Raw genomic sequence first — 26,082 nt, forward strand, 5'->3', positions numbered from 1 at the left:
GCGCCGCGATCGGTGACCATGTCGCAGCTGATGAGCCTGGAAGGCAACGAGGCGCCGATGTGGCGGAATGATGGTTATCGGGCGGCTGACGTGCGGGGTTTGAGCCCATGGGCAGGGGAAGGTGGTCCTTCAGTCGAACGACCCGGGAGGGATGACCGATGGGTGCAGGAGACAAGATCCACAACAAGGCTCAGGAGGCCGCGGGGAAGGCCAAGGAGATGGCGGGCCGGGCCACCGGCAACGAAGATCTCGAGGCCGAGGGCCGGGCCGACAAGAGCAAGGGCCGGACCAAGCAGGCCGGCGAGAAGGTGAAGGACGCCGCAGGCAAGGCCAAGGATGCCGCGGGCAAGGCCAAGGACGCCTTCAAGAGCTGACCTCGGCGGCGACGGGGCGCATGTGCCCCCGTGGATGACTGTGGAATGACTTGTGAACCGGGCCTGGACGGATTCCGGGCCCGGCCAGGTCTCTGGCCGGGGGCCGAGGCGTGGAGCCTCAGGCCGCCTGCGGGAAGCCGATGCGGAATCCGGACGTCACGAACGACTGGATCAGGCGCATGAGCAGCGCCTCCAGCATCATTACGACGGCCTTGGCCAGCATCGCGGTAAGAAACTCGGACACTAGATACCTCGTGGCTGGAAAGTTGCATTCCACGGGATACTCTCGCACGAAACTGGCCATATCGGTACAGATATGGTTAACCGATGGTGAACGATCGGCGACCGCCGACTCGATCATCTTTCGACCTCGCCGCTCATCGTCTCGGCCGCGACGGCCGATTCGAGCCCGATTCCCCAGTACGCCCTAACGTGGCGGATCATCGATCTTGAGCTGGTCTCCCGTGTCGGAGATGAAGATGACCAGCAGTTTTGCCGGTCTTGTCCGGCTGGCGTTCTCCGTGAGCACATGGTGCGCTCCCGGCTCCTCGACCCAGTTCTCGCCTCGGTGGTAAGTACGCACCGGCTCGCCACCGAGCTGGCTGCGCACCGTGCCCTCGAGCACGTACGCGTAAACGAAGGCTTTGCCGTGCCGATGCGGGACAGCGCGTGCAGCGGGCGGGAAGTCCACGATCGCCGAGGTGAACGTCTTGCCCTTGACATTGGGAAGCGCCTGCTCGAACTGGGGCGACAGTGTCTCGGAGGGTGGCTGCGTGACCATGGCGGCGACCGGCACCTTGTCGGCGACCGGCACCTTGCTGCCGGTCGTGCGGTCTTCCGTGACACCGCATGCCGGGGCCGCGGTCACCATGCCGGCAGCCAGGAGACTGCTGACAAACCGTACTCGGATCATGACGACTCTCCCATCCTGCTACTCCGACCCGCCGCGCACCGGTCACCGCCGGAAACAGCTCACCTCGGCGCGGTGTCTCGGCCGGGCTGGGCGGAGTCGTCTCGGTACCATGCCCAGGCATTTCGAACACCTGCCTGGAGCGAGTCCAAGCCTTGGTGATGGTGTGCTCAGGTAGAGGTCGCCCGATCGATCGTCTGTGGGACGCCGCCGGCAAGGTCGAGATCGAGGCCGCCCACGACGGCAGACGCGGCGGCATCACAATCCGAGGGGCTATCTCGTCGGTAACTACCGAGACGCCGGTTTCACCGCCAGGAAGTCCCGTCGTGGGCGGGCGGCTGTGACCGCATCATCTCGATCTAGGGAGAGCCGACATGTCTACAGCTCAGGAAACACGCAACAAGGAGACGTACCGCCGCTTCCACGACGCCGTCAACAGCGGCGATCTGGGGGTCATCTCGAAGGCGATCGACGAGTTCATTCACCCGGACGGGCGGTTCCACACGGCGGAGCGGACCGACGTGACCGCGGTGCAGGCACAAAAGCGCGTATGGGAGATCCTCCTGCGCGCGTTCCCCGACATTCACGTAACGGGGGAGGACCTGATCGCCGAGGGAGACAAGATCGTCGCTCGGCAGACGGTCACCGGGACCAACTCCGGTGAATACCGGGGCATGCCCGCGACCGGCAAATCCGTCACCTACAACGAGATCTTCATCGCCCGCTTCGCCGACGGCCAGGTCACCGACATCTGGGGAGTCGTCGACGTCTACTCACAGCTGCGGCAACTCGGCCTCATCCAGGCGTAGTGCCTCGCCGGCCCACCGAGAGAAAGGGCCCGCCTGAGGGCGACCACTTGTCCACCAGCTCCAAATCCGGAACCGTCCGGGTTTGGAGCTGGTCGCCGCCGAGGTCCTGCCGTACCTGGAACACGGTGACCAAGGTCCACAAGACTGTCCCCCCGCCGGCGACACATGGATAGTCTTTTCGATGCTCAAGGTCCCTTTATCTGCGACAGGTCCGGATAGTGGCTGAATTGTCGCGAGAGCCATCGAAAGGATCGGCGATTGTCCAGTTCGCGCCTCCTCGAACCGGAGCAGCCGGAGCGGATCGGCACCTATCGGCTCGTCGGCGTCGTCGGTGAGGGCGGGCAGGGCACGGTGTACCAGGCCGAGTCGCCCACAGGGACCCACGTGGTCATCAAGGTGCTGCACGCTCGGATGGCCGCCGACGACGACGAGCGCCGCAGGTTCGCCCGGGAAATGGACATCGCCGGTCAGGTGGCGACATTCTGTACCGCCACGGTCATCGACATGGGGGTGTTCCGTGAGCGTCCCTACATCGTCAGCGAATACATCCCCGGCCCTTCCCTTCATGACCTGATCCAAAGCGATGGGCCACGAACCGGCAGCGGCCTGGAACGCTTGGCGGTCGCCACGCTGACCGCGCTGGAAGCGATCCACCGGGCGGGAATCGTGCACCGCGATTTCAAACCGGCCAATGTCATCATGGGCCCCGAGGGGCCGGTGGTCATCGACTTCGGCATCGCCCGGCTGCTGGACCAGGCCACCACTCGGTCGGGGATCGTGGGCACTCCCGCCTACATGGCCCCCGAGCAGTTCGACGGACGCACCGCCAGCCCGGCCTCCGATGTGTTCAGCTGGGCCGTCACCATGGTGTACGCCGCGACCGGTCACCGCGCCTTTCCGGGGGCCACACCGTCGGCGGTGATCCACGGGATCATGACCGGCGAGCCAGAGGTCGGCGGCGTGCCCGATCCGTTGCGGCCACTGGTGCTCTCCTGCCTGGCCAAGGACCCCGACGCCCGTCCCACCGTTCAGGAGTTGCTGGCCAGGCTCACCACCAGGTCTCAATCGCCACGGCACGCCCCTGAGGACTCCGCGACTCCTCCCGCCGGGCCGACGCCCCTTCACGAGCCGGGTCGCGACGCCGACGCCGACGCCGTCAATCCGGCCGCGCCGGCGACCGAACGTGGAGTGACCGGGTTCTACCTGCGCGGCTATCTGCGGTCGCATACCCCGCTGGCACCTCGGCAGGCCGCTCTGTTCGCCGCCGACCTGGCCGAGCAACTGGCCGTACTGCACGCAGAGGGAAAGGCGCATGGACCCCTCGATGCCGGGGTGCGGGTGGAGACGACGGATGGACACGCGCGTCCTGTGATCGTCGAAGCCGGGATGCCGGCCGGACGGACCGGCGGACCCGACGATGTACGTGCGACGGGCATGCTGCTGGCTCATCTGCTCGGATCGCAGACGGACGTTGAGCCGGGGGCGCCGCGGCGCGCTGAAAACGTGCCCGACGTGCTGTGGTCCCTGGTCACCGCCTGCCTTGAACCTGATCCGGCCGGGCGGCCGACCGCGGCGACTCTGGTACGGCGGCTCCGCGACGCCTCAGCAGAACTGGCACAGCCCCCGCTTGTCGGCGCGCCCGTCTCCGCGGGGCCCACCGCTGACGGCGGGGTTTCTCCGCTTGCCGCCGTTCCCCGGCCGGGTGTCGCCTCTGAGCCGACGTCTCCGGGGCGATCACGTGGCCGGAGCAGGAGAGTGGCCGCGGCCGGCGTGGTGCTCGTCGGCGTGGGCGTCGGGATCGGGTTCGCGGTCGTCGGGCCACCGGATGACGGCAACACCGCGGTCGGCGCGGTGCCGTCCACCTCGGTCGCGGCGCCTTCCGGCACGAGTGCCGCACCTACAGCCCCGCCTTCGCGTAAGCCGACCGCGTCGTCCCGGAAGACCGCACCGGCCGGATCGACCGCATCACCCGAGTCGACCAAGGCCAAGGCCAGGCATTCCTCGCCTGCCGTGTCGGTCTCGCCGCAGCAGCCGGGATCACCGGCGCGAACGCCGCCGCCTCCGCCTTCCGGCAGTTCGACCCTGGACGTCAGCACCAACTACGCATGGGCTCGCGGGTCTGTTTCCTGGAATGGGACGGCGGGTACCGCGAGCGGCAGGTTGCAGGACACCAAGCAGTACGAGTCTCATTCCTGGCTGCGGGTCGCCTACAGAGTCGACGTGGGCGGAGTCTGGAAGCTCCACTACGCCCAGCCCGATCCGTACGTCGAAGTCTCGAACGGGCAGTACAAGGACTTCGAGTTCTCGGTCGGCGGTCCCGCGAAGGACGTGCAGTGGGACGTGTGCTCCAGCCGGAACGACAAGACGTACTGCTCCGGATGGAAGTAGCCGCGATCCCGGCGAACCGGTCGGCGTTCATGGGCGAACGACCGTCTGGCCGACTCGAGCGTCGTCACCCGTCACTTGGGCCGTCGTTCAGCAGCGGCAGCCGAAGCACGAACCGGGCACCTCGCGGCGAGTCCTCGATCCGAAGGGTTCCGCGGTGGGCGCGGGCGATATCGAGGGAGATCGCAAGACCCAGCCCGCTGCCGCCGGAGTCACGCCGACGCCCTTCTTCCAGGCGGATGAATCGTTCGAAGACGCGCTCGCGGTCGGCCGGTGCGATGCCGGCGCCATCGTCGACCACGGCCACGACGGCCTGGCCGTCCGCGGATTCGACGGAAATCTCGACGCAGGTGTCGGCGTGCCGCCGCGCGTTGCTCAGGAGGTTGTCCACGACGCGGATCAGCTGGATCCGAGAGCCGCGCACCCATACCTCGGAGGGCGCGTAGACGTTCACCGGCACACCATGGGCTTGAGCCGCCTCCTCTGTCACGAGAGCACCGAGCTCGATCGACTCGTGCGGCGCCGGGTCGGCGGCGCGCAGACGGGCCATCAGCAACAGGTCGTCGACGATCGCCTCGAGCCGGTCACAGGCCGCCAGCGCTCCCCGTACGGTGCCGCGGAGATCGGCGTCTTCCGGGTAGAGCAGGGCCTCCTCCAGTTGCGTGCGCAGGCCGGCTATCGGTGCTCTGAGCTCATGGGAGGTGGTGGAGGCGAACTGACGTTGCTGCTCCACCGCCCCTTCCAGCCGGGCCAGGGTTCGATTGGCGGTGTGGGCGAGCAGCGCGATCTCGTCCTTACCCGGGGGCATGGGCACCCGAAGGCTCAAGTCGCTCACTGTGATCTCGGCCATCCGCGCTCGGATGACCGCGACGGGGCGTAGCGTCCGGCCCACCGCCCACCACGTCGTCCAGGCCGCCGAGCCCACGATGAGGAGTGCGCCCGCGGCGATGAGGTATTCCAGGCGGTGAGTCGCCAGAATGGACGGCTCGACCGTTCCGGCGTAGACCACTGGAGAGTCCGCCGCGGGAGTGACTCGGTTGGCCATGAGTATGAGGCATCGATCCTGCGAGCACTCGGTCCGCTTCTGGAGCCGGTCGTCGGCCGGAGGGCGGTGCATGCTCACCGGCGGCTTGTTCGCAGCCTCCGGACTGGAGTCCACGACCGTGCCGTGGACGTCGATCAACTGGATGAGGTCGACACCCGCGGAGGCGGGGATCGGATTCGGAAGGGCGCCGTTGCGCAAGGCCGCACTCCACCGGGCGGCGACTCGCTCGGCCTCGAAGAAGCGGTCGTCCTGGACCCTGTACCGGATCGCCAAGTCGAGGCTGAGACCGATCGTCATCAGGAGTATCAGCGACAGCGCCGTCGCGAACATCGTGTAGCGCGCTCGTATCGAGTGCAGGGGAGGCACTGGCGTCACCATTCTTCCTTCGGCATCGCCAACTCTTCCCGGCACAGTCCTTCCTCTGGAGGGACGGAGCGTCGTCCATATCGCCGGGGGTCGTGAGCTCGCAGCGAGGCGCGGTACTTACCGAGAAGCACGGTCCATCGCATCACGGTATGCCGGAAAGCCGCCGCCATGGTGGCCCTGGCACACCCAGGACCCAGGTCTCACCCCCGGCGAATGCCCTGGTCAGGCAGCATCGGGCATGACCGCTGACACCACGGGCGCCATCTATGGCGTCCCCGCGCGGCCCCGGCGTCGTGCCAGCTCACGATGACCGGCCACCAGGCCGTAGGTGACGAACCCTGTCACGATGGCCAGCATCACGACGAGCACATTCTTGATCAAATTGACCCCTGGTGGGCTGCCGAAAGCGAGCTACTACGCAGATCAGCGTAGGTATGCACTGCCCACTTCTGCGTCTCGCTCAATCCAAGAGACCCTCAAGGGAGATGTCCGCATCTGAGCTGTCAAGGATTGAGGCTCCCATGCCCCCTCCGCGAAGGTGGGCGCGGAGGCCGGCGCCGTTGCGACGATCAGGTCGTCGTGGACGGCGACAACGGCCTCGTCGCCATGTCGTGCTCGGAGAACATGTCCAGGAGGACGCCGATGGGCAGATCCGCCTCAGTCGGATAGCGGAAGCGCTGGTCGGGATTGATCCTGTAGTGGTTGCGGCGCCCCACCTTGGAGCGTGTCAGATAACCGGCCTCACGCAGGTCGGTCACGATGCCCTGGACCGCACGCTCGGTGATGCCGATGGCATCCGCGATGTCTCGAAGTCGTGATTCCGGGTCGCGAGCGATCTCCAGCAGGACCCGGGCGTGATGGGTCAGAAAGGTCCACGAGGAGGTACGGGCGTCGACGCTATCCGCGGCCATTTCACACCTCTCGGCCATCCAGCAGAGGCCCGGAACTTGTGGAACGGACACAATACCCCGACCGCCACTACCAGAAGAACTATACCGGAAATATCTTTCGCATATATTCGTTCTGGTGTTAGAGTTGGGCCGCCGAAGTCAGCGAGCATGTGGGCCGTGGAAGCGGCAGGGGTCACATGCCTGTCGTGCAGCGTCAGTCTGTCCGGGCCGGTTCGCGGAGCCCGCGGCGAAGCCGAATGTGGAACACAACCGTCAGCGACCGGCTCAGGGGCATCCGTGACGACAAACCCCGAAGACACCACACCAGGCGGCCGGATGGCCGCCGAGCAAGTCGACGCTGTGCTCTATCTCGATCGCCATCTCCGCATCACCTACAGCCCGTGCACGGGCCTCATCCAGCTGATCGGCGAGCTCGACGCCAGCAACGCCCCGGCGGTCGCCAAGACCCTGACACAAGCCGCACCGGGGGAGAACGTTCTAGCCATCGACTCCGCCCAGCTCGACTTCGTCGACCTCGCCGGACTGCGCATGCTGCTCCGCTTATGCCGCGACGGCTCAGCTCGACTGACCGTCATGCCACCCCGCATGATTCGCCTGATCGATCTTCTGGACCCGGCGCATGGCCCCGGGCTCTGAGCGTCACCTGCCGTCAAGCGGGAGGCAACGCCAAGTCCTTGATTCTCTTCAGCGTGCGCTGCTCTTCCACCGGACGGCGGTCGGCGTACGCGTATGCGAACGAGCGCCCTCGACGACGTCGAACGATTCCGGGTTCGGCGAGGTCGCTGGACCGCAGTTCGGCCATGTAGGTTCGGCTGCCTCCGCGCAGTGCGGTCTCGCGCCAGTGGCAGGGCCGCTTGCCGAAGGCATCGGGCGGACCGCGGTGCGGCGGGCCGGGTGAAAACGAGCAGGACGGCGGCCGGCTGACGCCGGCCGCCGTTAGTCCGTTGTCAGGGTGATTTCTATGGATTGAAGATGCTGACGCCTCCGGGGCCGACGAGGAACCCGAGGACGATGAGGACGATCCCCCAGAGGATGTCCCGGCGGGCCAGGATGACGTAGATCCCGGCGATCACGAGTACGACGGCGATGAGCCAGAGGAGTGTAGCCATGGCCCTCCGCTGCCCTCACACATGACCTCATAACATCCGCAGGTCGCCTAGATCGGCACCGATCAGGATGGCTTCTTCTGTCAGCCGTACTTGAGGGCATCTTCCAGGGAGGCGTACGTGGTCATTCCGCCTACTCGGCCAGTCACTCCGATAACGGAGAATATCCGCTGAAGACGCGGGGAGAGCCCACACAGGACGACCCTCTCACCCATTCCCAGGCGCCGGTACACGTCGAGGATCACGCGTATGCCGGCGCTGTCGAGGAAACGGAGCTCGCTGAGGTCGAAGACGAGGCGCTGCGGCGCCTGCTCGAGAACCGCTTCGACCTGTTTCTGGAAGGCGGGTTCAGCGGCTATGTCGAGCTCTCCACACGCCCTGATGATCGTGAATGGTGGACGATGTTCGGTCGAGGCTTCGAAGACTTCCATGCGACTCACCTCCGTCGCGGGTCGAACTTGCAGGTCAACCCCTCATAAGCACCCTATGTCGTGCGCTCAGGCTCGTGAGATGGGTGGGGATCGAGGGGCTTCTCCGTCCACGACGGCTTGTTTTCCGACGGCCTTTCAGGGCAGGTGACGGGCCCCGTGATCTCAGCGAATGAGGAGGGCCACGGTGTCCATTGCTGAGGGTTCCACTCCCACGATGCCGTCCGACGTCAGCCGTCACCTGTCCGCGTTCGACCGATTCGCCGGTGCAGCCTCGAAATACGTCTCCAGAGGCACCTTCTTCGTGATGTGCGTGCTCCTGGTCCTGGTCTGGGCGCCGTCCTTCTTCATCATCGGCAGCCTCGACACGTGGCAGCTGATCATCAATACGGCCACCACGATCGTCACCTTCCTCTTGGTAGCCCTGTTGCAGAACACGCAGAGCCGAGCCGATGCCGCCATTCAGCACAAGCTCAACGCCATCGCCGACGCACTGGCCGACCTCATGAAGCAAGTGAGTGAGGATCATGACGAGAAGCCGCTGCACACCGACGTCAACGAACTGCGCGACGCCGTCGGCCTTGAGAACAAAGAGAGCGCTTGACGAAGACCTGGTGAAGGGCTCCGCGTTTCACGCCGAGGCCCCGGGCCGGTGCGCCGCCCCCGAGGCCGCGGATAGGTCATGGCCGGTTTGCGTCGGTTTGCGGGGTGGGCGGCTCATCGCTCCCAGGGGGCGGTGTCCCCGAACTTGGCGTAGTACTTCGCCAGATGCGCCTTCACCCGGGGCATCTCCTGCTTGGGGATGTCGACCCCTCCGCGCGCGCCGTCGACTATCCCGCCCGCCGACATCACCGCTCTGGGCACGACCTTGAGATCGCCGCCGACGACGTCGGCGATCAGGAACTTGTAGGCGGTGAAGTTGTCCGCGGCGTCACCGTCGTACCAGACGTGGGCATCCCGGTAGGCCGCGTTGGGAGCGTCCTTCGCCTCGGCCCAGGCCCGGACCCTCTTGTCCGCCGCGTCACCGTCCCACTCGCGGGCGCGGTCGGCCACGGGCAGGTCTTGGAATCTGGTCACAGTCATGTCTGGTCGCCTACCCCCGAGCCGCGCGTCCACGTATGAGTTTCCGGAGGACTTGCAGCGTGACTTCTTCGCGGCCGAGGCCCGCGCGCGGAAATCCGGCGACGGACGCCCTTCGGGGGCGCGTCAGCCCTGAGGCGGACGGTTGAGCACCGACTTCCTGTCCATCCTCTCCTTTGCGTGTCTTTGACCTGGTGTTTCCTAACATGCTCGACATGAGCAGATCTCTGGGCGAGTTCCTTCGCGCTCGGCGCCAGCTCACGAGCGTTGATCAGGCGGGGTTGACACATGGAGGCGGCCGTCGCCGGACTCCGGGGTTACGCCGCGAGGAGATCGCGATGCTGGCCGGCCTGAGCACCGACTACTACACCCGGCTGGAACAGGGACGGGAACACAACCCGTCGGCTCAAGTGCTCGCCGGCCTGGCGCAGGCCTTTCAACTCGGCCCCGATGCCACCGACCACCTGTACAGGCTTGCGCAGCCGCGAGCACGAAGGCAAAGGGGCGCCTCCCCGGCCGATCAGGTCAACGATCAGGTCGACCTGCGCGTGCTGCGGTTCATCGAGAAATTGGATGACGCGTCGGTGTTCGTGGTGAACCACCGGTTGGACATTCTGGCGAAGAACCGGGTGGCCGCGGCTCTCCTGGCGGGGTTCGAGCACACCGACAACCTGATCAGGCTGACCTTCCTCAACCCTGCGGCGCGCGAGTTCTGGATGGACTGGGAACAGGAGGCTGCCATCAACGTGGCACACCTTCGTGCCGTGGCGGGAGCGGACCACGACGACCCGAACGTTCGCGAGCTGGTCGACGAGCTCTCGCGCGAAAGCGAGGACTTTCGCCGACTCTGGGCTCGGCACGACGTACGGCTCAGGGGCCAGGGATTCGTACGGGTGCGCCGCGGCGAAGTCGGCGAGATCACCTTGTGGAATGAGACGGTGCGCCTCGAAAGCGCCCCCGGCCTGTACATCTTCGTCGGTGAGGCGGAGCCGGGCAGCCCATCGGGCGACACTCTGGCCAAGCTGCGCGCGCTCAGCGCCAGCAACTGATGATCCGAGCGGCGGCCCCCGAACCTGACGCCGACCCGTTCTCCTAGGTGTAGAGCCGCTCGCCGACGGTGGCCTGCGCCAGCCGGCGAAGCATGGCGATCAGAGTGTCGCCCACCGAGGTGCCGATGACGACGATCTCTACGGCGCGGTCGCGGTCGCTCACGTCGCCGACCAGACTCACGTCGATCTCGGCGATCCGCTCGGCGGCCTCGGCGTAATCGTCGAGGACGTCGAGCATGTCCTGACGGCCGATCTCGTCAAGGGCGGCCAAGACCCCGACGGCTGTGTGGTACGCGGGGTCGCCGGTCCTGATCCGCCAGCCGCGCTTGGCGAGGAGGTCGTGCAGGCGGCGCTCGGCGCTGTCCTTGTAGGGCCCGGGCCGCGGGTCCTTCTGCTGGGTCACGGTCTTCTGCGCCGCACCGAGCAGGTCGAACGTTTGAAGGTCCGGATTGTCGACCTGTGCGATCAGGTCGCGGATGGCCGCGAGGGACAGCCCGCCGTATTCGACCAGGGCCCGCACCAGCTTGAGCCGGCGCACATGCTCCTCGGTGTATTTGGCCTGGTTCCGTCCGGTCGGCTGGCCTGGAGCGACAAGGCCTTCCCGTATGTAGTACTTGATCGTCGGGGCCGGGATGCCTGTTGTCTCACTCAACTCCGCTATGCGCACTCTTACGTCCCCTCTTGCTGTCTGTGGATAGCTTAGCTATGAATAGTAGGAAGTCGCACTATCGATAGTGAGTAGTTCAACTATCCACTCCTTTCGGAGGCCCCCCATGCTGCGATGGCACCGCCCTCTCCTTTTCCTCTCCGCCACCATGGCGGTCCTCACCCCCGTCTTCCTGGTCCTCGTCTTCGTGGACGGCCGCACGCTCGACGGCCTCCCGATCTGGATCAAGCCGATGAAGTTCGCGATCTCCTTCGCCCTGTACTCGTTCACCTGGGCCTGGTTGCTGTCGCTCCGCCACCGGGCCGGGCGGGTGAGCTGGTGGATGGGGACCGCCCTGGTCGTGGCCGCGTTCGCCGAGGTGGCTCTCATCGTTTTCCAGGCCGCCCGGGGCCGCCACAGCCACTTCAACGAGGCGACCTCGCTCGACGGGTCGATCTGGATCGCCATGGGCGTCACGATCGGCGTGCTCATGCTCGCCAACCTGGTCGCCGCGGTCTTCGTGATCGTCGATCGCCAGGCCGACCGCGTGAGCACCTGGGCGGTACGGCTCGGCCTCGTCATCTCCACGCTCGGCGTCGCCTCCGGCGGCCTGATGGTGACCGGGGTACCCGGACAGACATGGGCCGAGGACTTCGCCGGCGCCCACAGTGTGGGCGTCGCCGACGGCGGCCCGGGGCTGCCAGTGGTGGGCTGGAGCACCATCGGTGGCGACCTGCGCGTACCGCATTTCGTGGGCATGCACGCCCTGCAACTGCTGCCTCTGTTCGCGCTGCTCCTCGCGGCCCTGTCCGTGCGCTTCGCCGTCCTGCGCCGCGAGGAGGTGCGGCTGCGCCTCGTGCTGATCGCCGGCGGCGTCTACGGCTACCTGTTCCTCCTGGTGTTGTGGCAGGCCCTGCGCGGCCAGTCACTGGTCCATCCCGACGCCGTGACCCTGGCTCTCCTGGGCGTCGCCGCCGTCATCGCATTCGGCGCGGCCGCGGCTGCGCTCTCCCCAAGGAGACAGCCCGCCTCATGACCTCGTTGCTGTTCGACCTGAGCTTCTACGTGGCCGCACCGTTCTGGGCCCTGATGATCTTTGTACCCACGTGGCGGGGCACCCGCCGGGTGGCCGGCTCACCACTCATCGTGCTGCCCGCGGTGGCCGTCGAACTGATCCTGCTCGTACCCCTGCTCGGCGACTTCTGGCCAGTGGTGACGAGGCCCTCGCTGGAAGGGCTGCAGAGCTTGCTGACCAGGCCCGAGGCGCTGACCGCGCTGTGGGCGCAGATCATCGCCTGGGACCTGTTCCTCGGGCGGTGGATGTATCTCGACAGCCGCGAACGAAAGGTGCATCCGCTGGTCATGGCGCCGGTGCTGGTGCTCACGGTCTTGCTGTCACCGATAGCGCTGCCGCTCTACTTCCTCATCCGGCTCCGCGCAGGTCAGCCCCGCTGGACATTCGCCGACAGGTGAGCGACATGCGGCTGCGATGCCGGAAGGATCAGGGGCGCAACGTGCCTTCCAGCCGGCGTACGGCGACGGCCAGTGCCACGATGCCGAGCACGACGAGATAGATCACGGCGACGGCGGGGTAACCGCCGCCGGTGCCGAGGAAGGCCGCCCGGACCAACTCGATGCTGTGGTAGAGCGGAAGGACCTCCACGAACACCTGGACCGGACGCGGGTAGACCTCCAGCGGGAAGAAGGTGGTCGCGAACAGGAACATGGGCAGCATCACCAGTTGGATCAGCTGGAAGTCCTGCCAGCTCCGCAGGAACGTCACCGTGAGGAGCCCGACCGCGGCGAAGGCGAAGCCGATGAGCAGGGCGCTCGGAATGACCAGTAGCGCCTCCGGCAGATCGGCCAGGCCGAAGATGCTCACGACGACCAGGAACACGGTGGCGACGATGGCCCCGCGCACGAGCGCCCAGAGCACCTCGCCCAGCGCCACAGAGCGAACCGACATGGGCGTGGTGAGGATCGACTCGTATGTCTTGTCGGTGGTGAGCTTGCCGTACATGTTGAACGTGGTCTCATTCATCGCCCCGTTCATCGCGGCGGTGGCGAGCAGCGCCGGGGCCACGAACTGCGGATAGGAGATCGACGCGTCCAGGCCCGGCACACGGCCCACGAGCAGACCGACGCCCACGCCGAACGCCAGCAGGTACAGCATGGGTTCGAAGATCTCGGCGAGCAGGACCGGCCAGGTGTGGCGGTAGATCATCAGGTTGCGCTCGACCATCGTCCATGCGCGGCCGGGGCGCAGGGGGATCTCGGCGGGCACGCCGGTGGGCATCGCCGTCACGAAGCCTCCTCCTTCTCAGACGTACAGCTTGCGGCGGTAGGTGCGGCGGGCCAGGTACAGGCCGACGGCGACCATCACGCTCAGGTAGCCGATGTGGATCAGCACGCCGTACGGCGTGGCCGTGCCCAACGCGACCGTGCGGCCGAGGTCGACGCCATGCCACAGAGGCGTCGCCCAGGCCACCCACTGCAGCGAGACCGGCAACTGCTCGATCGGGAAGAACGTGCCGGAGAACATGTAGAGCGGCAGGACCACGAACCGGAACATCACATTGATCTGGGAGGGGCGGGTCACGGTCACCGCCCAGGCTGCCGCCGGGGCGGCGAAGGCGATCGCGACCAGCACCGCGACCAGCACGAGCAACGGCGCCCTGGCCGGATCCACCGTGCCGAAGAGCAGGCTCACGCAGGTGAACAGAACTGCGTTCTGCGTGGCTCGGAGGGTCCAGTACATCAGGTGCCCGTAGAGGATGCCCGTCGGTTCCAACGGAGTCGAGGCGGCGGCGCGGTAGCTGCCACGCGGCAGGGCGCTCTGCATGACGGGACCGGACGCCTCGAGGAAGGCGATCTGCATGACGCCGGCGATCAGTATGCCCGGCAGGATGAACGTCAGGTACGAATGGCCGTGCAGGTACGCGCTGTTCTCGCGGTCGACCAGCGTGCCCAGCCCGAGCCCGAGCGCGGTCAGAAAGAGCAGCGGGTTGCCGATGCTGATCACGATCGAGCCGCGCCATGTGCGGCGGTAGCGGAACAGCCAGTAGCCGAGCTCGCGGAACGCCGGCGCTGAGAACGCCCTGGCCAGTGTGTGCATGTCTCCTCAGGGCGGTCGCTGGGGGATCAGTCGAGAAGGGAACGGCCGGTCAGGGTGAGGAAGACGTCCTCCAGACTGGATCGCCGGACCAGCGCCGTCAGCGGCTGGACGCCCTGCCGGTGCACCGCGCTCAGCGTCTCTTCGCCGTTGTCGGTGGAGAGCAGCAGCCGGTCCGGTAGTTCCTCCATGCGCTCGGCGAGGCCGCGGCACTTGTCGGTCATTATCTGCCGCTCACCCGGGGCGAACCGCAACTCCAGCACCTCACGCAGGGTGTAGCGGGCGATCAGCTCGGCAGGTGCGCCTTCGGCGACGATCTTCCCGGCGTCCATCACCACCAGCCTGTCGCATAATTGCTCGGCCTCGTCCATGTAATGCGTGGTGAGCAACAGGGTCACGCCCTCCTGCTTGAGCTGGAACAGCCGCTCCCAGAGCAGGTGGCGGGCCTGGGGGTCGAGCCCGGTCGTGGGTTCGTCGAGCAGCACGATCTCAGGCTCGTTGATGAGCGCGCGGGCGATGGTGAGCCGCCGCCGCATGCCACCCGACAGGGTCGCGACCGCGTCCTCGGCCTTCTCGGACAGGCGGGTGAACTCCAGCAGGCGGGTGCTCCGCTCGCGCAGGACCTTCCACGACAGCCCGAAATAGCGGCCGTAGATCAGCAGGTTCTCGCGGACGGTCAGCTCGGTGTCGATCGTGTCGTCCTGTGGCACGACGCCGAGTCGCGCCCGGATCTTGGCCCCGTCGGCACCGCTGTCGTAACCGAGGATGCGCAGGCTTCCGGCCGTGGCCGGAGACACACACGCGATCATGCGCATGGTCGACGACTTGCCGGCTCCGTTCGCGCCGAGCACCCCGAAGGCCTCCCCCCGGCGCACCTGGAAGTCGATCCCGTCAACGGCCGTGAACCCCGCCTTGTCCCCGGGCTTGCCGTAGACCTTCGTCAGCCCCCGCGCATCGATCAGCACCGTTGACGAGTCGGTCATCCACGCTCCTCCGCAGCAGGGTTTACACGCACGCGGGCCGAATGTACTGATAATGCGGAGTTTTTGCAAGATTTTGCCGGATAGATGCGGTGTGTCGTTGCGGATTTAAGCGATTCGGTGCGATTGATCAGACTTTGATCAAGATGCCCGTTGGCGACGGCGAGACGCGGGATCAGAAGGTACGGTCCACACCTGGAAGTGCTCCTCGAACTGTCGGATCATCGACGGTGACCCGGCTGACCTCATGGTCGGCCGACTACGGGCGGAGGTCGCCGGTGGCCGAAGGCGTTCGGTTCGGAGTGCTCGGATCGCTCCGAGCCGAGCTGCGCGGCCGACCGGCAGCGCTGGGCGGGCTCCGTCAGCGGGCGGTGCTGGCGCGGTTGCTGATCGCGCGAGGGAGGGTCGTCTCGGCAGAGCGGATCCTCTCCGACGTGTGGGAGGGCTCATCGCCGCCCTCCATGACGACTCTCCACGGATACATCGCCGATCTGCGCGGAGCGCTGGAGCCGGAGCGGGCCCCCCGTGCTCCGGCCCGGCTACTTGTGTTCGAGGGGCCCGGATACGCGCTCCGGGCGGCCCCGGCCGCCGTCGACGCCGAGCGCTTCACCGATCTGGCCGCGCGTGGCCGGCGCGCGCTGGAGGGCGGCGAACCGGAAACCGCCGTCGAGCTGCTCGGAGAAGCGCTCGCGCTGTGGCGGGGACCGGCGTACGCCGACGTCAGTGGAGCCTCCTTCGTAGTGCCCGACGCCACCCGGCTGGAGGATCTGCGGGCCGCGGTGCACGAGGACCGGCTCGCCGCCGTCATCGCGTCCGGGCAGCACACCGCAGCCGTGGGCGAGTTGGAAGCGCTGGTGGCGGAGCAGCCGCTGAGGGAACGCGGCTGGGAACTGCTCACCATGGCGCTCTACAGGTCCGGACGACAGGCTGACGCGCTGGCCGCGCTTCGGGCCGTGCGCAGACGGCTGGCCGACGAACTCGGCATCGACCCCGGACGTGGACTGCGCGACCTGGAGGCGGCCGTGCTCGCCCAGGATCCGCAGCTGGCCCCGGCACCTGCGGAGAAGAGCCGTCTGCCCGCCCCCGAACCGCAGACCACGGCTCCGGCACCGCGTTCGGGCAACCTGCCGTTCGCGCTGTCCAGCTTCGTCGGCCGGGGCGGCGACCTCGCGGCTGTCGCCGGTCTGCTCGACGGGCACCGGCTGGTCACGCTCACCGGCCCGGGCGGGGTCGGGAAGACCCGCCTGGCCCTGGAGGCCGCACGCTCCCGCGCCGACGCCGACGGGCCCTGGCTCGTGGAACTGGCAGGTTTGCACACGGCCGAATTGCTCACCGCCACCGTCGCCGCGGCCCTGGGCCTGCCCGCCACGTCGTCCCCCGACCAGCTGGCCGGAATGCTCGCCGACCGCGACCTGCTGATCATCCTGGACAACTGCGAGCACCTGCTGGTCTACGCTGCCACGCTCGTTCACACTCTGCTGACGCGCTGCGGCCGCGTACGGATTCTGGCCACCAGCCGTGAATCCCTGGACATCACGGGTGAAATCATCTACGAAGTACCGCCATTGGACGCCGCCACGGACGCCGCGGAACTCTTTGTTCGCCGTACGGCTGCCGCGCAGCCCGGCTGGGCGCCTGCGCCGGGCGACAGAGAGAAGATCGCTCGTTTATGCGCGGGGCTCGACGGCATCCCCTTGGCCATCGAGCTCGCCGCCGCACAATGCCGGACGCTGTCCGTCGGCCAGATCGCCGATGCCCTGGGGGACCGATTCACCCTGCTGGTGGGCGGGTCGGCCGGGCGGCCGGACCGCCATCGCACGCTGCTGGACACCGTCGCCTGGAGCGACCAGCTGCTGCAGCCGGCGGAACGCCGGCTTTTCTACCGGCTCGGTGTGCTCGACGCTGGCTTCGACCTCGAGGCGGCCGCCGCGGTCGGAGGAGCCGCCTCCGTGCTGGCGCCGCTTTCCGCACTGGTCCGCAAATCGCTGGTCACCGCCGAACCTGGAACGGCGCCGCGCCGTTACCGGATGCTGGAGACTCTGCGCCACTACGCCCTGGGCAACCTCTCGCCCGACGAGCTGGCCGGGGCCGAGAAGCGCCACCGCGCGTGGGCACTGGTTCGGGCCGAGAGCGCCGAACGCCACCTGCGGGGCCCGCAGGGGGCGGTGTTGCTGGACGGGCTGAGCCGGGACCAGCCGCAGTTCCGGGCCGCTTTCGCCTCCGCGCTGGCAGAGGACGACGGCGACTACGCGTTGCGTCTGGGCGGCGCACTCTCCTGGTTCTGGTTCCGCATGGGCCATGTCGGGGAGGGACTCGCCTGGCTGTCCGAGGCGTTCGCGGCCGCCCCGCGGGCCGAACCGGGCACGCGGGCGCGTGCCCGGTTCGCCGTCGCCTCACTCGGCTATCTCGCCGGGCAGACGGCACAGGCCCACCGGGCCGCGCGGACGGCGGTCGAGGAGGCCGGCGAGGCCGGCGACCTGGTGACCGAGGCCGTCGCGACCGTCTACGCCGCCTATTTGGGCCTGCTGGCCAGAGCGCCCGTCGACGCGGCGGCACTCGCCCGTACGGCGGTCGAGATGGCCCGGCGCAGCGGCCAGGACTGGCTGGAGGCCGAGACCCTCATGGTCCAGGGCATGGTGTTGCGGGCCCTGGGGGACCTGCCGGGCGCCGACGCCGTATTCCAGGAGGCGATCGCCGCAGCCCACGCGAGTGGCCACGACTGGGTCGCGGACGGGGCGGCGTGGTGCGACATGAAGACCGCCTCGGACCGCGGGGACGGCTTGCGGGCACTCGCCATCGCGGGGGACATCCTCGCCGCCATGGAGCGTTACGGTGACATCTCCTTCTGGCTGGTGACCGTGCACAGCGCCGCCCGCGCCCTCGCGCTGACCGGACGGGCCGAGCACGCAGCCGTGCTGATGGGCGCGGTGGAGGCCATCGGTGCGCGGGCCGGCGTCTCCCCGGAGCTGATGGACCCGCTGGACGGCCCGCGCGAGGCCGCCGCCGTACGCGAGGCGCTTGCGCCGGACGAGTACGACCGCTGTGCGGCCCGCGGACGCGCCCTGTCCCGGCAGGAGGCGAGCGTCCTGCTGGCCGGTCTGATCCCGTCCCGCTGATTCGGACGTCGCATCTGATTCTTACGTCGCATCTGATGCTGGCCGTCCGCACGAACCGATCGCGCTGGTCGGGACGGCTGGTCGGGGTCGCCGGCGGGCGGGCGCACCCACGGGCCCAAGTCGATTCCCAGTGACCGCCAAGCGCCCGCGCGCAGCCTCGTTGTCGTCAACCCGACGCCGCCTTGCACGGGCGGCCTGACAACGAGGTGAACCGTGATCAAGCGAATGATCCGCACCGTGGCGATGTCCGGAATCGCACTGGGGCTCCTGATCGGCCTGGGCGCGACCGCCGCCCACGCCGCCGATGGCGACCCATCCCAGTGGTCAGTGGCGGGCGACCCCTCCCAGTGGGGCTGATCCGAGGAGAGGGCGAGGCCACCATGAAAGACATCAGCGCCCGGCTCACCGGGCACGCCGTCGTCGTCGGAGCGGGCATCGGCGGGCTGCTGGCGGCCCGGGTGCTCAGCGAGACGTTCGATCGGGTCACGGTGATCGACCGTGACGCACTGCCCGGTCAGGGCATCCCGCGGCGGGGCGTGCCGCAGGGCCTTCACGCGCATGGTCTGCTGTCCCGGGGTTGCGAGATCCTCGAGGATCTCTTCCCACGGCTAACGGCCGACCTGGTCGCCGCGGAAGCCGTCCCGTGCGACATCCAAAACGACGTCCGCTGGTACAACGACGGCCGGAGGCTTCACCCGGCGCCCTCACGAATGCGGGGCCTGACGGTGAGCCGACCGCAACTCGAATGGTCTCTGCGGTCCCGGGTCGCGGCCCTTCCCGGCGTGGTGATCCGCGAGCGCTGCGAGGTGGTCGAGTTGATCGCCGCCGGAGACCATGCCGAACCCGGCGCAGTCACCGGAGTGCGCCTGCTGTGCGCGGACCACCGGCCGGAGGACATGCCGGCGGACCTCGTGGTGAACGCCACGGGCCGGGGCAACCGCGGAGCCGAGTGGATGCGCAGGCTGGGGTATGAGACCGCGCCGGAGGAACGGGTCGACTCCCGGCTGGTGTACGTCTCGCGAGAGTATCGGCGCCGGCCTGGCGACGCCGACGTCGTCGCCCTCATCGTGGGGCACAGCGCGGCCGTTCCGAGGGGCGGGGTCGCGCTCAGCGCTGAGGGTGACCGCTGGCTGGTCACGTTGTACGGCATGGGCGACGACGTTCCCCCGGTCGACCCGGACGGATACCACCGGTTCGCCGCCCGGCTCCCGGTCCAGGACCTGCACCACCTTCTGGAGCGCCTGGAACCTCTGGGGGCGCCCCGTCTGATGCGCATCCCGGTGAGCATCCGGCGCCGCTACGAGCGGCTGCGTGACTTCCCCGAGGGATACGTGGTGTTCGGCGACGCCCTGTGCCAGTTCAACCCCAGCTACGGGCAAGGCATGACCGTCGCCGCCTGCGAGGCCGTCGCCCTGCGCGAATGCCTGGCGGACGGGGGACACGACGGCCTGGCCGGCCGATTCTTCGGGCGCGCCGCGCGGATCATCGATGTGCCGTGGGACATCTCGGTCGGCGGCGATCTGAGGTTCCCATCGGTCGAGGGCCGCCGCTCCCTGCGGGTGAAGTTGCTCAACGGCTACCTCACGCGGCTCCACGCGGCCGCGGAGGCGGACCCTGTGGTCGGGCACGCCTTCCTGAGCGTCGCCAACCTCCAGGCCCCTCCGCAGCACCTGTTGTCGCCAGGCGTCCTGGCCCGTGTGCTCCGGCCGCGCTCCGGCGGCATGAGAGCCCGCCGCCAGGTCACGGCGCGGTCGAAGAGCCCGGTCGGTCGGTGACGGCCGCAACCGGTACCACGAGCGGTCGCAAGCCGGTCGGGTCCTGCGCGCGGGCGGGCTGGATCAGCTCGCCCGCCGTCGCGGGTCCAGGATGTTCCGTACGCCGGTACATCCTGGCGATGGCCGCACACTGCGGCGCCGTGGACAGCGCCATGGCCGCACAGACGCCCGGCAGGCCCCATCCGGACAGGCCGTACGCGAGCGCCAGCTGAAGCACCACCCCGCACGTGGTGATCCGGGCAAGGGCGGGGCTGTCGCCGCTGCCCTCGAACACCCCGCCCAGCGCGATGAAGCAGGCGAGAAGCACCAAGTACGGCCCCAGGCAGCGCAGATAGAGCGCCCCCGCCTCGGCCACCTCGCCCTCGGAGCCGAAGGCGCGCATGATCCACGGTCCGGCGGCAAGCAGTGCCGACATGGCCGTGAGACCCAACGTCCCGGCGAGGAGCAGTGCCTGGCGCCCGATGACCCGCCGCTCGTCGCGTCCGGCCCCGAGCAGATGGGCGGTGTGTATGGCGGCCGCTTGGCGGACCGCGTAGAAGGCCATGGTCGCGACGTACATCGCTTTGGTCGCGATCCCGTACGCGGCGACCTCGCTGACGCCGATCCGGGCGACGATCGCGACGAGCGCGAGCGCCCCCGTCATCCGTGCGGCGAAGTCGGCCGACATGGGCAGCCCGGTCGCAGCCGTCCGGCGGGCATCGGCGCCGAGCGACCCGGCCCGGGGCGAGACCGCCCCGGTCGCACGCCGCAGTGCGCCGTTGCGGCGCAGCGCCACGAAACCGCAGGCGAGCGCGACCGTCCGGCCCGAAACCGTGGCGATCGCCGCCCCGCGCACCCCGAGGCCGAACCTCAAGATGAACAACGGGTCGAGCACCAGAATGAGTCCGTTCGCGAGCACCGCAAGCCTCATCGGGGTACGGGTGTCGCCCAAGCCCTTGAGAATGCCGTCGACGACGTTGGTCGCGAAGAACACCGCGATCCCGGGCAGGGCGATCGAGAAGTAGTCGGCGGCGAGGGGCGGAGAGTCGCCGTCGCCGCCCCCGAGCACTAGCCGGGCGAGTGGCTCGCGGCACAGGTATCCGCCTATGGCGACAACAGGTGTGACGAGCGCCCAGAGGGTCCAGCCGCCGCGTACGGCGGAGCGTGTCGCCGCCGGATCCTCCGCGCCCCTGGCGCGTGCGACCAGAACGGTCGTGCCGGAGCCGGCGACGAGGATGACGCCGAGTAACAGGTTCTCGACGTTGGTGGCCACGGCTACGGCGGCGACGGCGTCCCCGCCGAGCCGGACCACCCAGACCATGTTGATGATCCCGGCTGCGACCCCCGCGAGAAGCTCGAAGTAGACCGGATACGCGAGCGACACCAGCCTGCGACGGTGTTCCGCTGCGCCCATGACAGCACCTCCTCTTTTCGCTGTACCTCGATTAGAGGTACAGCGAAAAGAGATAGCATGGCGACGCGAGGTGGGCAAGCGCGCCGTCGGGCGTAGAAAGGGGCTCGGTGCATGCTGGAGCTGTCGATTCTGGGTTTCCTCTACGGAGAGCCCCTGCACGGCTACGAGTTGAAGTCCCGTATCCAGGGCCTCAGCGGGCACATCCGTCCAGTGAGTGACGGTGCTCTGTATCCGGCCATCGCCCGACTGGTGAAGGCGGGCCTGGTGGAACAGCGCACCGAGCCCGGAAGCGGTGCCGCACCCCGCCGAATCCTGTCCCTCACCGAGGCGGGCCGCATCGAACTACTGGCCAGGCTGCGGCACCCCAAAGATCCGGAAATCACCGATGGACAGCGCTTCTTCACCCTGCTCGCGTTTCTCGGCCACCTCCCCGACCGCGCCGAGCAGGCCGCCGTCCTCCGCCGCCGTCAGGCCTTCCTCGACACCCCGGCAAGCTTCTTCTACCGCGACGGTGAGCCGGTGCGGGCCGAGGAGGCGCCGGATCTCTTCCGGCAGGGCATGCTGCGCATCGCCCGCGCCACCGGAGCGGAGGAGCGGAAGTGGCTGGCCGAGGCGATCGGCAGCCTGGAGGGCTGAGCGACGTCCAGTGGACGGTGACCATCCCGTTGAGGTCCCGTCCGGCCTGGGCTCCGGACGGCAGGTCGTCAGCGGTCGATCGAAGTCAGCGAAAAGTCAGCGAAGGCCGCCCGAGCCCTGCCGTACCGCTCGTCTGTGCCGTCGCCACCAGGCGCGCGATCTCCTCCGCGACCAGGAGGCAGGCGTCCGCCGCCGGATCGATCAGCGGGAAGTGCCCGGCGTCGGCCACCTGGGTCAGGCGAACCGTCTCACCGGCCCCGGCGGCCGCGCGCACGAAGGATTCGGCGACCTCGGCCGGGACGACGATGTCGGCGTCGCCCTGGACGACGGTGGTGGGGACTCCGGTGGGGAGCAGCGCCGCGGGATCCGCGGATGGGCGCCGCTCCTCGAACCGTTCGGGCCCGCCGAGGAACTGAAGCGCGGCGCCGGCGCACACGGACAGTTCGCCGGCCTTGGTGAAATCGGCGATCGGCGCGAGCGCGACGACCCCTCCGACGGAGGGTTCGGGACGCCGCCAGGGGGAGTCCTCCGGCAGCCTGTGGCGGGCCGCCGCCCACAGCGCGAGGTGCCCGCCGGCCGAATGCCCGACCACGATCGGGCGGCGCGGGTCCGCCTGAGGGAGTGCGTCCGCCACCAGGCCGGGCAGCGCGTCCATGGCCGCGGCCACGTCGTCGAGGGTCTGCGGCCAGCGGCCCGCCGTGCCCGGCTCCGCGCCGCCCCGCCGGTACTCGACCGAGGCGACCGCGAAAGCGCGACCGGCGAGAAAGGCCGCGAAGGGGGCGACGTGCCGCCTGTCGTAGGCGGCACGCCAGGCGCCTCCGTGCAGGACGACGACGAGGGGCGCCTTCACCTCGCCGAGATCCACGCGGGGGGCGTAGAAATCGACGACCTGATCGGCATGGTCGCCGTAGGAGGCGGTGGCATCCGGTTCCACGAAGGGATGAGAGAAGGCCGACTCCTGCTCGGCGGCATCTCGCGCCGCGTCGTCCCCGGCCACCGCTCGCGTTCCCGCTCGGGTCATGTGCGCGATCTCTCCTTCGCCTGGGGGTTGCGAATCGCGACGTGTCGCGCCGCCGGTCAACGGGATGAGATCACCTCGGCCAGCACCCGCGCCGCCCGCTCCACGTCCGCGAACGACACGTACAGCGGCGTGAATCCGAAGCGCAGCACATCGGGAGGCCGGAAGTCGCCGACGACCCCACGGGCGATCAGCGAGCCCATCACCTCACCCGCGCCGGCGCAGCGCAGCGCGACCTGGCTGCCCCGCTCCGCGTGCCGGACCGGGGTGATCGACTCGACTCGTCCCGCGGGCACGTACGCCGCGACGCACTCGAGGAAGAAGTCGGTCAGGGCCAGGCTCTTGTCCCGTACGGCCGCGATCGGCACCTCGTCCCACACCTCGAGTGCCGCCTCCAGAGCGAGCATCGAGAGGATGTCGGGGGTGCCCACCCGGCCGCGCGGCGCGCCGTCCGCGGCCTCGTACCGCGATGACATGCCGAAGGGGTCCCGGTGCGAGTTCCACCCGGGAAGCGGCGAGTCGAAGCCGGGCTGCAGGTCCCGGCGCACGTACAGGAAGGCGGGCGAGCCGGGACCTCCGTTGAGGTACTTGTAGGTGCAGCCGACCGCGAGGTCGACGCCGTGCGCGTCGAGCCCCACCGGCAGCGCGCCCGCGCTGTGGCACAGGTCCCAGACCACCAGGGCGCCCGCGGCGTGCGCCGCGGCCGTCACACCGGGCAGGTCATGCAGCCGCCCGCTGCGGTAGTCGACGTGGTTGACGAGGGCGGCGGCGGTGCGAGGGCCGAAGGCGGTCCGGAGTTCGCCCGGATCGACGGCGACCAGACGTCGGCCCGTCATCCGCGCGGCGGACTCCGCGATGTAGCCGTCAGTGGGGAACGTCGTCGCGTTCCGCGCCGGCCATCCGCACCGCGCCCACCAGCGCGCCCAGCGAGTTGCCGTCCAGGTAGACGGTGTCGTCGTCGTCGAGGACGAACTCGGCGCGCTTGGCGCGCAGCCCGTCCGCTTCGTTGAGTTCGCGGGCCTTCTCCGAGAGGCTGAAGAGATGTACGAGATCAGACATGGCTGCGCGCCGTCCACAACTCGGGGAACACGTTCTTCGCGGCCCGTCTCTCGAGCCAGGCCACGCCCGCCGAGCCGCCCGTTCCGGTCTTGGCGCCCATCGCGCGCCTGGTCGCCACGAGGTGGTCGTTGCGCCAGCGCCACACGAGTTCGCCGACGTCCGTCAGCGCCTCGCCGAGCCGTGCCAGGTCGGCGTCCCGGTCACCGGAATAGATCTCCGTCCATGCCGCCTCGACCTCGGCCGAGGGCTCGTAGCGCTGTGACAGATCCCTGTCCAGCACGGCTCGGGGGACGGCGTGACCGCGCCGGGCGAGGAGATGCAGCACCTCGTCGTACAGGCTCGGCTGGAGGAGCGCCTTCTCCAGTTCCGCGTGGACACGCGGCGCGCCTCGGTGCGGCACCAGCATGGACGACGACTTCTCGCCGAGCAGGAACTCCAGCCGCCGGTACATCGCGGACTGGAATCCGGAGCCCTCGCCGAGCGCGGACCGGTACGCGTTGAACTCGGCGGGGGTGAGCTGTGACAGCGGCCGCCAGGAGGCGTTCAGCGCCTCCAGTTCACGCCCGCTGCGCTTGAGCGCGTCCATCGCGACGGGCAGCCGATCCTCGCGCAGCGCGCGGCAGGCGGTCTCCCACTCGTGGACGATCACGGTGAACCACAACTCCATGACCTGGGTGGTGACCAGGAACACCATCTCACCGGGGTCGTCGGAGAGGGGGTGCTGCAGGTGGGTGAGGACGTCGGCTTGGACATAATCCTCGTACGGCGTGGTGCCCGTGAAGTCGAGGTTCGGGGACTCCGAACCGATGCCGGCTTCTCGGGACGGGGGGCGATGCGACATCGCGGTCTCCTCGAGACGTGTTGCCGGGTAGCGGTCCGCTCCCTTCCTCTCGGCACTGGAGCCCCGGTCCCCTCGGGCCCGGCCATGTCGGGGCGGCCGGAACCCACCAGGCATGATGCGGGATACGTCCTGATATGGCAAGAAGGGAACCGATCACCATGTCCACCTGGCTGATCACTGGATGCTCGACCGGCCTTGGCAGAGCCCTCGCCGAAGCCGTGCTCGCCCGCGGCGACAACGCCGTCGTCACCGCCCGAGACGTGTCGAGGGTGCAGGATCTCGCCGCCGCCCACCCTGAGACCGCTCTCGCTCTCACCCTCGATGTGACGGAACAGCCCCAGGTCGAGGAAGTGGTGCGCCGCGCCGAGGAGCGCTTCGGTGCCGTCGACGTGCTCGTGAACAACGCCGGTTACGGGTACCGCGCCGCCGTCGAGGAAGGCGACGACGCGGACGTGCGACGCCTGTTCGCCACCAACTTCTTCGGCGCCGTGGCCATGATCAAGGCCGTCCTGCCCGGGATGCGTGCCCGGCGCTCCGGCGCCATCGTGAACATCTCCTCGATCGGCGCTCGGATGACACCCGCCGGCTCCGGGTACTACGCGGCGGCGAAGGCGGCGCTCGAGGGCATGACCGGGTCGCTGCGCAAGGAACTGGCGCCGCTGGGGATCACCGCCCTGGCCGTTGAGCCGGGTGCGTTCCGCACCGACTTCGCCGGCCGTTCGCTCACTCAGTCCGCCGAGGCCATCGCGGACTACGCCGAGACCGCAGGCAGGCGCCGCAAGGAGAACGACACCGTCCACGGCACCCAGCCCGGCGACCCCGCCAAGGCGGCACAGGCGATCATCATCGCCGTCCGGTCACCGGAACCGCCGGCTCTTCTCCTGCTCGGCGCGGACGCGGTCGACACGTTCCGCGGCGTCCTCGACGCCGACCGCGCTTCCGTGGACGCCTGGGCTCACGTGAGCGCCGGTACCGACATCGACGAGCGACGATGACGACCATGTGGACCGTTGAAGAGCCGCACAGGATCTCGGATGGCTCGG

At 68.7% G+C, this 26,082-nt stretch carries 30 protein-coding genes; 13 read left to right on the forward strand and 17 right to left on the reverse strand.

The features are described from left to right. Window positions 1–158 precede the first annotated feature (158 nt). The gene (locus Psi02_RS22525) at window positions 159–374 is read left to right on the forward strand and encodes a CsbD family protein (protein ID WP_203977247.1); all 216 of its coding nucleotides are present in this window, start codon (window positions 159–161) and stop codon (window positions 372–374) included. A gap of 118 nt (window positions 375–492) precedes the next feature. Here Psi02_RS22525 and Psi02_RS40755 read toward each other — a convergent pair whose 3' ends face one another. Together Psi02_RS40755 and Psi02_RS22530 are read right to left on the reverse strand one after the other, a co-directional pair. After that, on the reverse strand, window positions 493–618 hold the full coding sequence (locus tag Psi02_RS40755; protein ID WP_275415230.1) for a hypothetical protein: 126 nt from the start codon (window positions 616–618) through the stop codon (window positions 493–495). Window positions 619–801: 183 nt separating this feature from the next. Beyond that, window positions 802–1,287 carry a cupin domain-containing protein gene (locus Psi02_RS22530; RefSeq protein ID WP_203977249.1) on the reverse strand — a complete coding sequence of 162 codons (486 nt, stop codon included), beginning with the start codon at window positions 1,285–1,287 and terminating at the stop codon, window positions 802–804. A 371-nt stretch (window positions 1,288–1,658) separates the two neighbouring features. On the opposite strand from Psi02_RS22530, the gene Psi02_RS22535 reads away from it, so the two are divergent. After that, window positions 1,659–2,093, forward strand: coding sequence for an ester cyclase (locus Psi02_RS22535; RefSeq protein WP_203977251.1), 435 nt, complete (start codon window positions 1,659–1,661; stop codon window positions 2,091–2,093). Between the two features lie 258 nt (window positions 2,094–2,351). Then, window positions 2,352–4,481 (forward strand): serine/threonine protein kinase, encoded by a 2,130-nt coding sequence (locus tag Psi02_RS22540; protein ID WP_203977253.1) that lies wholly within the window; start codon window positions 2,352–2,354, stop codon window positions 4,479–4,481. A 64-nt stretch (window positions 4,482–4,545) separates the two neighbouring features. Here Psi02_RS22540 and Psi02_RS22545 read toward each other — a convergent pair whose 3' ends face one another. Both Psi02_RS22545 and Psi02_RS22550 read right to left on the reverse strand, forming a co-directional pair. Then, a complete protein-coding gene (locus Psi02_RS22545; RefSeq protein WP_239095074.1) occupies window positions 4,546–5,898 on the reverse strand; it encodes a HAMP domain-containing sensor histidine kinase in 1,353 nt (450 codons plus the stop codon). Between the two features lie 560 nt (window positions 5,899–6,458). After that, a complete protein-coding gene (locus Psi02_RS22550; protein WP_203977257.1) occupies window positions 6,459–6,800 on the reverse strand; it encodes a helix-turn-helix transcriptional regulator in 342 nt (113 codons plus the stop codon). A 315-nt stretch (window positions 6,801–7,115) separates the two neighbouring features. Between Psi02_RS22550 and Psi02_RS22555 the strand changes: the two genes are divergently transcribed. Beyond that, window positions 7,116–7,436, forward strand: a complete 321-nt coding sequence (locus Psi02_RS22555; RefSeq protein ID WP_203977259.1) for an STAS domain-containing protein — start codon at window positions 7,116–7,118, stop codon at window positions 7,434–7,436. Window positions 7,437–7,449: 13 nt separating this feature from the next. Here Psi02_RS22555 and Psi02_RS41110 read toward each other — a convergent pair whose 3' ends face one another. The 3 genes from Psi02_RS41110 to Psi02_RS22565 form a co-directional block, all read right to left on the reverse strand. Next, entirely contained in the window at window positions 7,450–7,602 is a 153-nt protein-coding gene (locus Psi02_RS41110) for a DNA topoisomerase IB-related protein (RefSeq protein ID WP_373317661.1), read from the reverse strand. A 157-nt stretch (window positions 7,603–7,759) separates the two neighbouring features. Continuing rightward, window positions 7,760–7,909, reverse strand: a complete 150-nt coding sequence (locus Psi02_RS22560) for a GPGG-motif small membrane protein (RefSeq protein WP_203885462.1) — start codon at window positions 7,907–7,909, stop codon at window positions 7,760–7,762. Between the two features lie 80 nt (window positions 7,910–7,989). Continuing rightward, window positions 7,990–8,337, reverse strand: coding sequence for an STAS domain-containing protein (locus tag Psi02_RS22565; RefSeq protein WP_203977261.1), 348 nt, complete (start codon window positions 8,335–8,337; stop codon window positions 7,990–7,992). 214 nt (window positions 8,338–8,551) lie between these two features. On the opposite strand from Psi02_RS22565, the gene Psi02_RS22570 reads away from it, so the two are divergent. Next, a complete protein-coding gene (locus tag Psi02_RS22570) occupies window positions 8,552–8,938 on the forward strand; it encodes a low affinity iron permease family protein (protein WP_239095075.1) in 387 nt (128 codons plus the stop codon). Between the two features lie 113 nt (window positions 8,939–9,051). Here Psi02_RS22570 and Psi02_RS22575 read toward each other — a convergent pair whose 3' ends face one another. Further along, window positions 9,052–9,417 carry a hypothetical protein gene (locus Psi02_RS22575; RefSeq protein WP_203977265.1) on the reverse strand — a complete coding sequence of 122 codons (366 nt, stop codon included), beginning with the start codon at window positions 9,415–9,417 and terminating at the stop codon, window positions 9,052–9,054. Window positions 9,418–9,629: 212 nt separating this feature from the next. Here Psi02_RS22575 and Psi02_RS22580 point away from each other — a divergent pair, with 212 nt between their 5' ends. Next, window positions 9,630–10,463: a helix-turn-helix domain-containing protein gene (locus Psi02_RS22580; protein WP_203977267.1), complete on the forward strand. Its 834-nt coding sequence runs from the start codon at window positions 9,630–9,632 to the stop codon at window positions 10,461–10,463. Window positions 10,464–10,506: 43 nt separating this feature from the next. Here the strand turns inward: Psi02_RS22580 and Psi02_RS22585 are convergent, their stop codons facing one another. Further along, complete coding sequence (locus tag Psi02_RS22585) at window positions 10,507–11,115, reverse strand: MerR family transcriptional regulator (RefSeq protein ID WP_203977269.1); 609 nt, start codon at window positions 11,113–11,115, stop codon at window positions 10,507–10,509. Between the two features lie 121 nt (window positions 11,116–11,236). On the opposite strand from Psi02_RS22585, the gene Psi02_RS22590 reads away from it, so the two are divergent. Both Psi02_RS22590 and Psi02_RS22595 read left to right on the forward strand, forming a co-directional pair. Continuing rightward, entirely contained in the window at window positions 11,237–12,145 is a 909-nt protein-coding gene (locus Psi02_RS22590) for a hypothetical protein (protein ID WP_203977271.1), read from the forward strand. Further along, window positions 12,142–12,582: an ABA4-like family protein gene (locus Psi02_RS22595; protein WP_203977273.1), complete on the forward strand. Its 441-nt coding sequence runs from the start codon at window positions 12,142–12,144 to the stop codon at window positions 12,580–12,582. The genes Psi02_RS22590 and Psi02_RS22595 overlap by 4 nt, the downstream gene beginning before the upstream one ends. A gap of 28 nt (window positions 12,583–12,610) precedes the next feature. Here Psi02_RS22595 and Psi02_RS22600 read toward each other — a convergent pair whose 3' ends face one another. The 3 genes from Psi02_RS22600 to Psi02_RS22610 are packed head-to-tail and all read right to left on the reverse strand — an operon-like array spanning window position 12,611 to window position 15,204. Further along, a complete protein-coding gene (locus Psi02_RS22600; protein WP_239095095.1) occupies window positions 12,611–13,405 on the reverse strand; it encodes an ABC transporter permease in 795 nt (264 codons plus the stop codon). A 24-nt stretch (window positions 13,406–13,429) separates the two neighbouring features. Continuing rightward, window positions 13,430–14,224, reverse strand: coding sequence for an ABC transporter permease (locus Psi02_RS22605; RefSeq protein ID WP_203977277.1), 795 nt, complete (start codon window positions 14,222–14,224; stop codon window positions 13,430–13,432). 26 nt (window positions 14,225–14,250) lie between these two features. Then, the gene (locus Psi02_RS22610; protein ID WP_203977279.1) at window positions 14,251–15,204 is read right to left on the reverse strand and encodes an ABC transporter ATP-binding protein; all 954 of its coding nucleotides are present in this window, start codon (window positions 15,202–15,204) and stop codon (window positions 14,251–14,253) included. A 275-nt stretch (window positions 15,205–15,479) separates the two neighbouring features. On the opposite strand from Psi02_RS22610, the gene Psi02_RS22615 reads away from it, so the two are divergent. The 3 genes from Psi02_RS22615 (at window position 15,480) to Psi02_RS22625 (ending at window position 20,092) form a co-directional block, all read left to right on the forward strand. Beyond that, window positions 15,480–18,317, forward strand: coding sequence for an AfsR/SARP family transcriptional regulator (locus tag Psi02_RS22615; RefSeq protein ID WP_203977281.1), 2,838 nt, complete (start codon window positions 15,480–15,482; stop codon window positions 18,315–18,317). A 213-nt stretch (window positions 18,318–18,530) separates the two neighbouring features. Continuing rightward, window positions 18,531–18,674, forward strand: coding sequence for a hypothetical protein (locus Psi02_RS22620; RefSeq protein ID WP_203977283.1), 144 nt, complete (start codon window positions 18,531–18,533; stop codon window positions 18,672–18,674). Window positions 18,675–18,697: 23 nt separating this feature from the next. Continuing rightward, window positions 18,698–20,092, forward strand: a complete 1,395-nt coding sequence (locus tag Psi02_RS22625) for an NAD(P)/FAD-dependent oxidoreductase (protein WP_203977285.1) — start codon at window positions 18,698–18,700, stop codon at window positions 20,090–20,092. Here the strand turns inward: Psi02_RS22625 and Psi02_RS22630 are convergent. After that, entirely contained in the window at window positions 20,058–21,485 is a 1,428-nt protein-coding gene (locus Psi02_RS22630) for an MATE family efflux transporter (protein ID WP_203977287.1), read from the reverse strand. The two genes, Psi02_RS22625 and Psi02_RS22630, sit on opposite strands and share 35 nt — an antisense overlap. A gap of 111 nt (window positions 21,486–21,596) precedes the next feature. Between Psi02_RS22630 and Psi02_RS22635 the strand changes: the two genes are divergently transcribed. Then, window positions 21,597–22,121, forward strand: a complete 525-nt coding sequence (locus tag Psi02_RS22635; protein ID WP_203977289.1) for a PadR family transcriptional regulator — start codon at window positions 21,597–21,599, stop codon at window positions 22,119–22,121. 85 nt (window positions 22,122–22,206) lie between these two features. Here the strand turns inward: Psi02_RS22635 and Psi02_RS22640 are convergent, their stop codons facing one another. From Psi02_RS22640 to Psi02_RS22650, 4 genes are read right to left on the reverse strand one after another with little or no spacing between them, the layout of a single operon-like run. After that, the gene (locus tag Psi02_RS22640; protein ID WP_203977291.1) at window positions 22,207–23,142 is read right to left on the reverse strand and encodes an alpha/beta hydrolase family protein; all 936 of its coding nucleotides are present in this window, start codon (window positions 23,140–23,142) and stop codon (window positions 22,207–22,209) included. 56 nt (window positions 23,143–23,198) lie between these two features. Then, window positions 23,199–23,975: an aminotransferase class V-fold PLP-dependent enzyme gene (locus Psi02_RS22645; protein ID WP_239095076.1), complete on the reverse strand. Its 777-nt coding sequence runs from the start codon at window positions 23,973–23,975 to the stop codon at window positions 23,199–23,201. A gap of 28 nt (window positions 23,976–24,003) precedes the next feature. Next, window positions 24,004–24,198, reverse strand: coding sequence for a hypothetical protein (locus Psi02_RS40170; RefSeq protein ID WP_239095077.1), 195 nt, complete (start codon window positions 24,196–24,198; stop codon window positions 24,004–24,006). Continuing rightward, entirely contained in the window at window positions 24,191–25,039 is an 849-nt protein-coding gene (locus Psi02_RS22650; protein ID WP_203977293.1) for a tryptophan 2,3-dioxygenase family protein, read from the reverse strand. The genes Psi02_RS40170 and Psi02_RS22650 overlap by 8 nt, the downstream gene beginning before the upstream one ends. A gap of 158 nt (window positions 25,040–25,197) precedes the next feature. Here Psi02_RS22650 and Psi02_RS22655 point away from each other — a divergent pair, with 158 nt between their 5' ends. Further along, a complete protein-coding gene (locus tag Psi02_RS22655; protein ID WP_203977295.1) occupies window positions 25,198–26,034 on the forward strand; it encodes an oxidoreductase in 837 nt (278 codons plus the stop codon). The last annotated feature ends 48 nt before the right edge of the window (window positions 26,035–26,082 follow it).

The organism is Planotetraspora silvatica (assembly GCF_016863315.1).
Lineage (GTDB): Bacteria > Actinomycetota > Actinomycetes > Streptosporangiales > Streptosporangiaceae > Planotetraspora > Planotetraspora silvatica.

Bases quoted from the DNA above. Each gene is read 5' to 3' on its own strand.
- Psi02_RS40170 (WP_239095077.1), bottom strand. From the start codon at position 24,198: ATGTCTGATCTCGTACATCTCTTCAGCCTCTCGGAGAAGGCCCGCGAA.
- Psi02_RS22645 (WP_239095076.1), bottom strand. From the start codon at position 23,975: ATGACGGGCCGACGTCTGGTCGCCGTCGATCCGGGCGAACTCCGGACC.
- Psi02_RS22530 (WP_203977249.1), bottom strand. From the start codon at position 1,287: ATGATCCGAGTACGGTTTGTCAGCAGTCTCCTGGCTGCCGGCATGGTG.
- Psi02_RS22590 (WP_203977271.1), top strand. From the start codon at position 11,237: ATGCTGCGATGGCACCGCCCTCTCCTTTTCCTCTCCGCCACCATGGCG.
- Psi02_RS22550 (WP_203977257.1), bottom strand. From the start codon at position 6,800: ATGGCCGCGGATAGCGTCGACGCCCGTACCTCCTCGTGGACCTTTCTG.
- Psi02_RS22605 (WP_203977277.1), bottom strand. From the start codon at position 14,224: ATGCACACACTGGCCAGGGCGTTCTCAGCGCCGGCGTTCCGCGAGCTC.
- Psi02_RS41110 (WP_373317661.1), bottom strand. From the start codon at position 7,602: ATGGCCGAACTGCGGTCCAGCGACCTCGCCGAACCCGGAATCGTTCGA.
- Psi02_RS22570 (WP_239095075.1), top strand. From the start codon at position 8,552: ATGCCGTCCGACGTCAGCCGTCACCTGTCCGCGTTCGACCGATTCGCC.
- Psi02_RS22565 (WP_203977261.1), bottom strand. From the start codon at position 8,337: ATGGAAGTCTTCGAAGCCTCGACCGAACATCGTCCACCATTCACGATC.
- Psi02_RS22625 (WP_203977285.1), top strand. From the start codon at position 18,698: ATGAAAGACATCAGCGCCCGGCTCACCGGGCACGCCGTCGTCGTCGGA.
- Psi02_RS22655 (WP_203977295.1), top strand. From the start codon at position 25,198: ATGTCCACCTGGCTGATCACTGGATGCTCGACCGGCCTTGGCAGAGCC.
- Psi02_RS22595 (WP_203977273.1), top strand. From the start codon at position 12,142: ATGACCTCGTTGCTGTTCGACCTGAGCTTCTACGTGGCCGCACCGTTC.
- Psi02_RS22630 (WP_203977287.1), bottom strand. From the start codon at position 21,485: ATGGGCGCAGCGGAACACCGTCGCAGGCTGGTGTCGCTCGCGTATCCG.
- Psi02_RS22525 (WP_203977247.1), top strand. From the start codon at position 159: ATGGGTGCAGGAGACAAGATCCACAACAAGGCTCAGGAGGCCGCGGGG.
- Psi02_RS22560 (WP_203885462.1), bottom strand. From the start codon at position 7,909: ATGGCTACACTCCTCTGGCTCATCGCCGTCGTACTCGTGATCGCCGGG.
- Psi02_RS22635 (WP_203977289.1), top strand. From the start codon at position 21,597: ATGCTGGAGCTGTCGATTCTGGGTTTCCTCTACGGAGAGCCCCTGCAC.
- Psi02_RS22535 (WP_203977251.1), top strand. From the start codon at position 1,659: ATGTCTACAGCTCAGGAAACACGCAACAAGGAGACGTACCGCCGCTTC.
- Psi02_RS22650 (WP_203977293.1), bottom strand. From the start codon at position 25,039: ATGTCGCATCGCCCCCCGTCCCGAGAAGCCGGCATCGGTTCGGAGTCC.
- Psi02_RS22640 (WP_203977291.1), bottom strand. From the start codon at position 23,142: ATGACCCGAGCGGGAACGCGAGCGGTGGCCGGGGACGACGCGGCGCGA.
- Psi02_RS22610 (WP_203977279.1), bottom strand. From the start codon at position 15,204: ATGACCGACTCGTCAACGGTGCTGATCGATGCGCGGGGGCTGACGAAG.
- Psi02_RS22575 (WP_203977265.1), bottom strand. From the start codon at position 9,417: ATGACTGTGACCAGATTCCAAGACCTGCCCGTGGCCGACCGCGCCCGC.
- Psi02_RS22600 (WP_239095095.1), bottom strand. From the start codon at position 13,405: ATGCCCACCGGCGTGCCCGCCGAGATCCCCCTGCGCCCCGGCCGCGCA.
- Psi02_RS22555 (WP_203977259.1), top strand. From the start codon at position 7,116: ATGGCCGCCGAGCAAGTCGACGCTGTGCTCTATCTCGATCGCCATCTC.
- Psi02_RS22580 (WP_203977267.1), top strand. From the start codon at position 9,630: ATGAGCAGATCTCTGGGCGAGTTCCTTCGCGCTCGGCGCCAGCTCACG.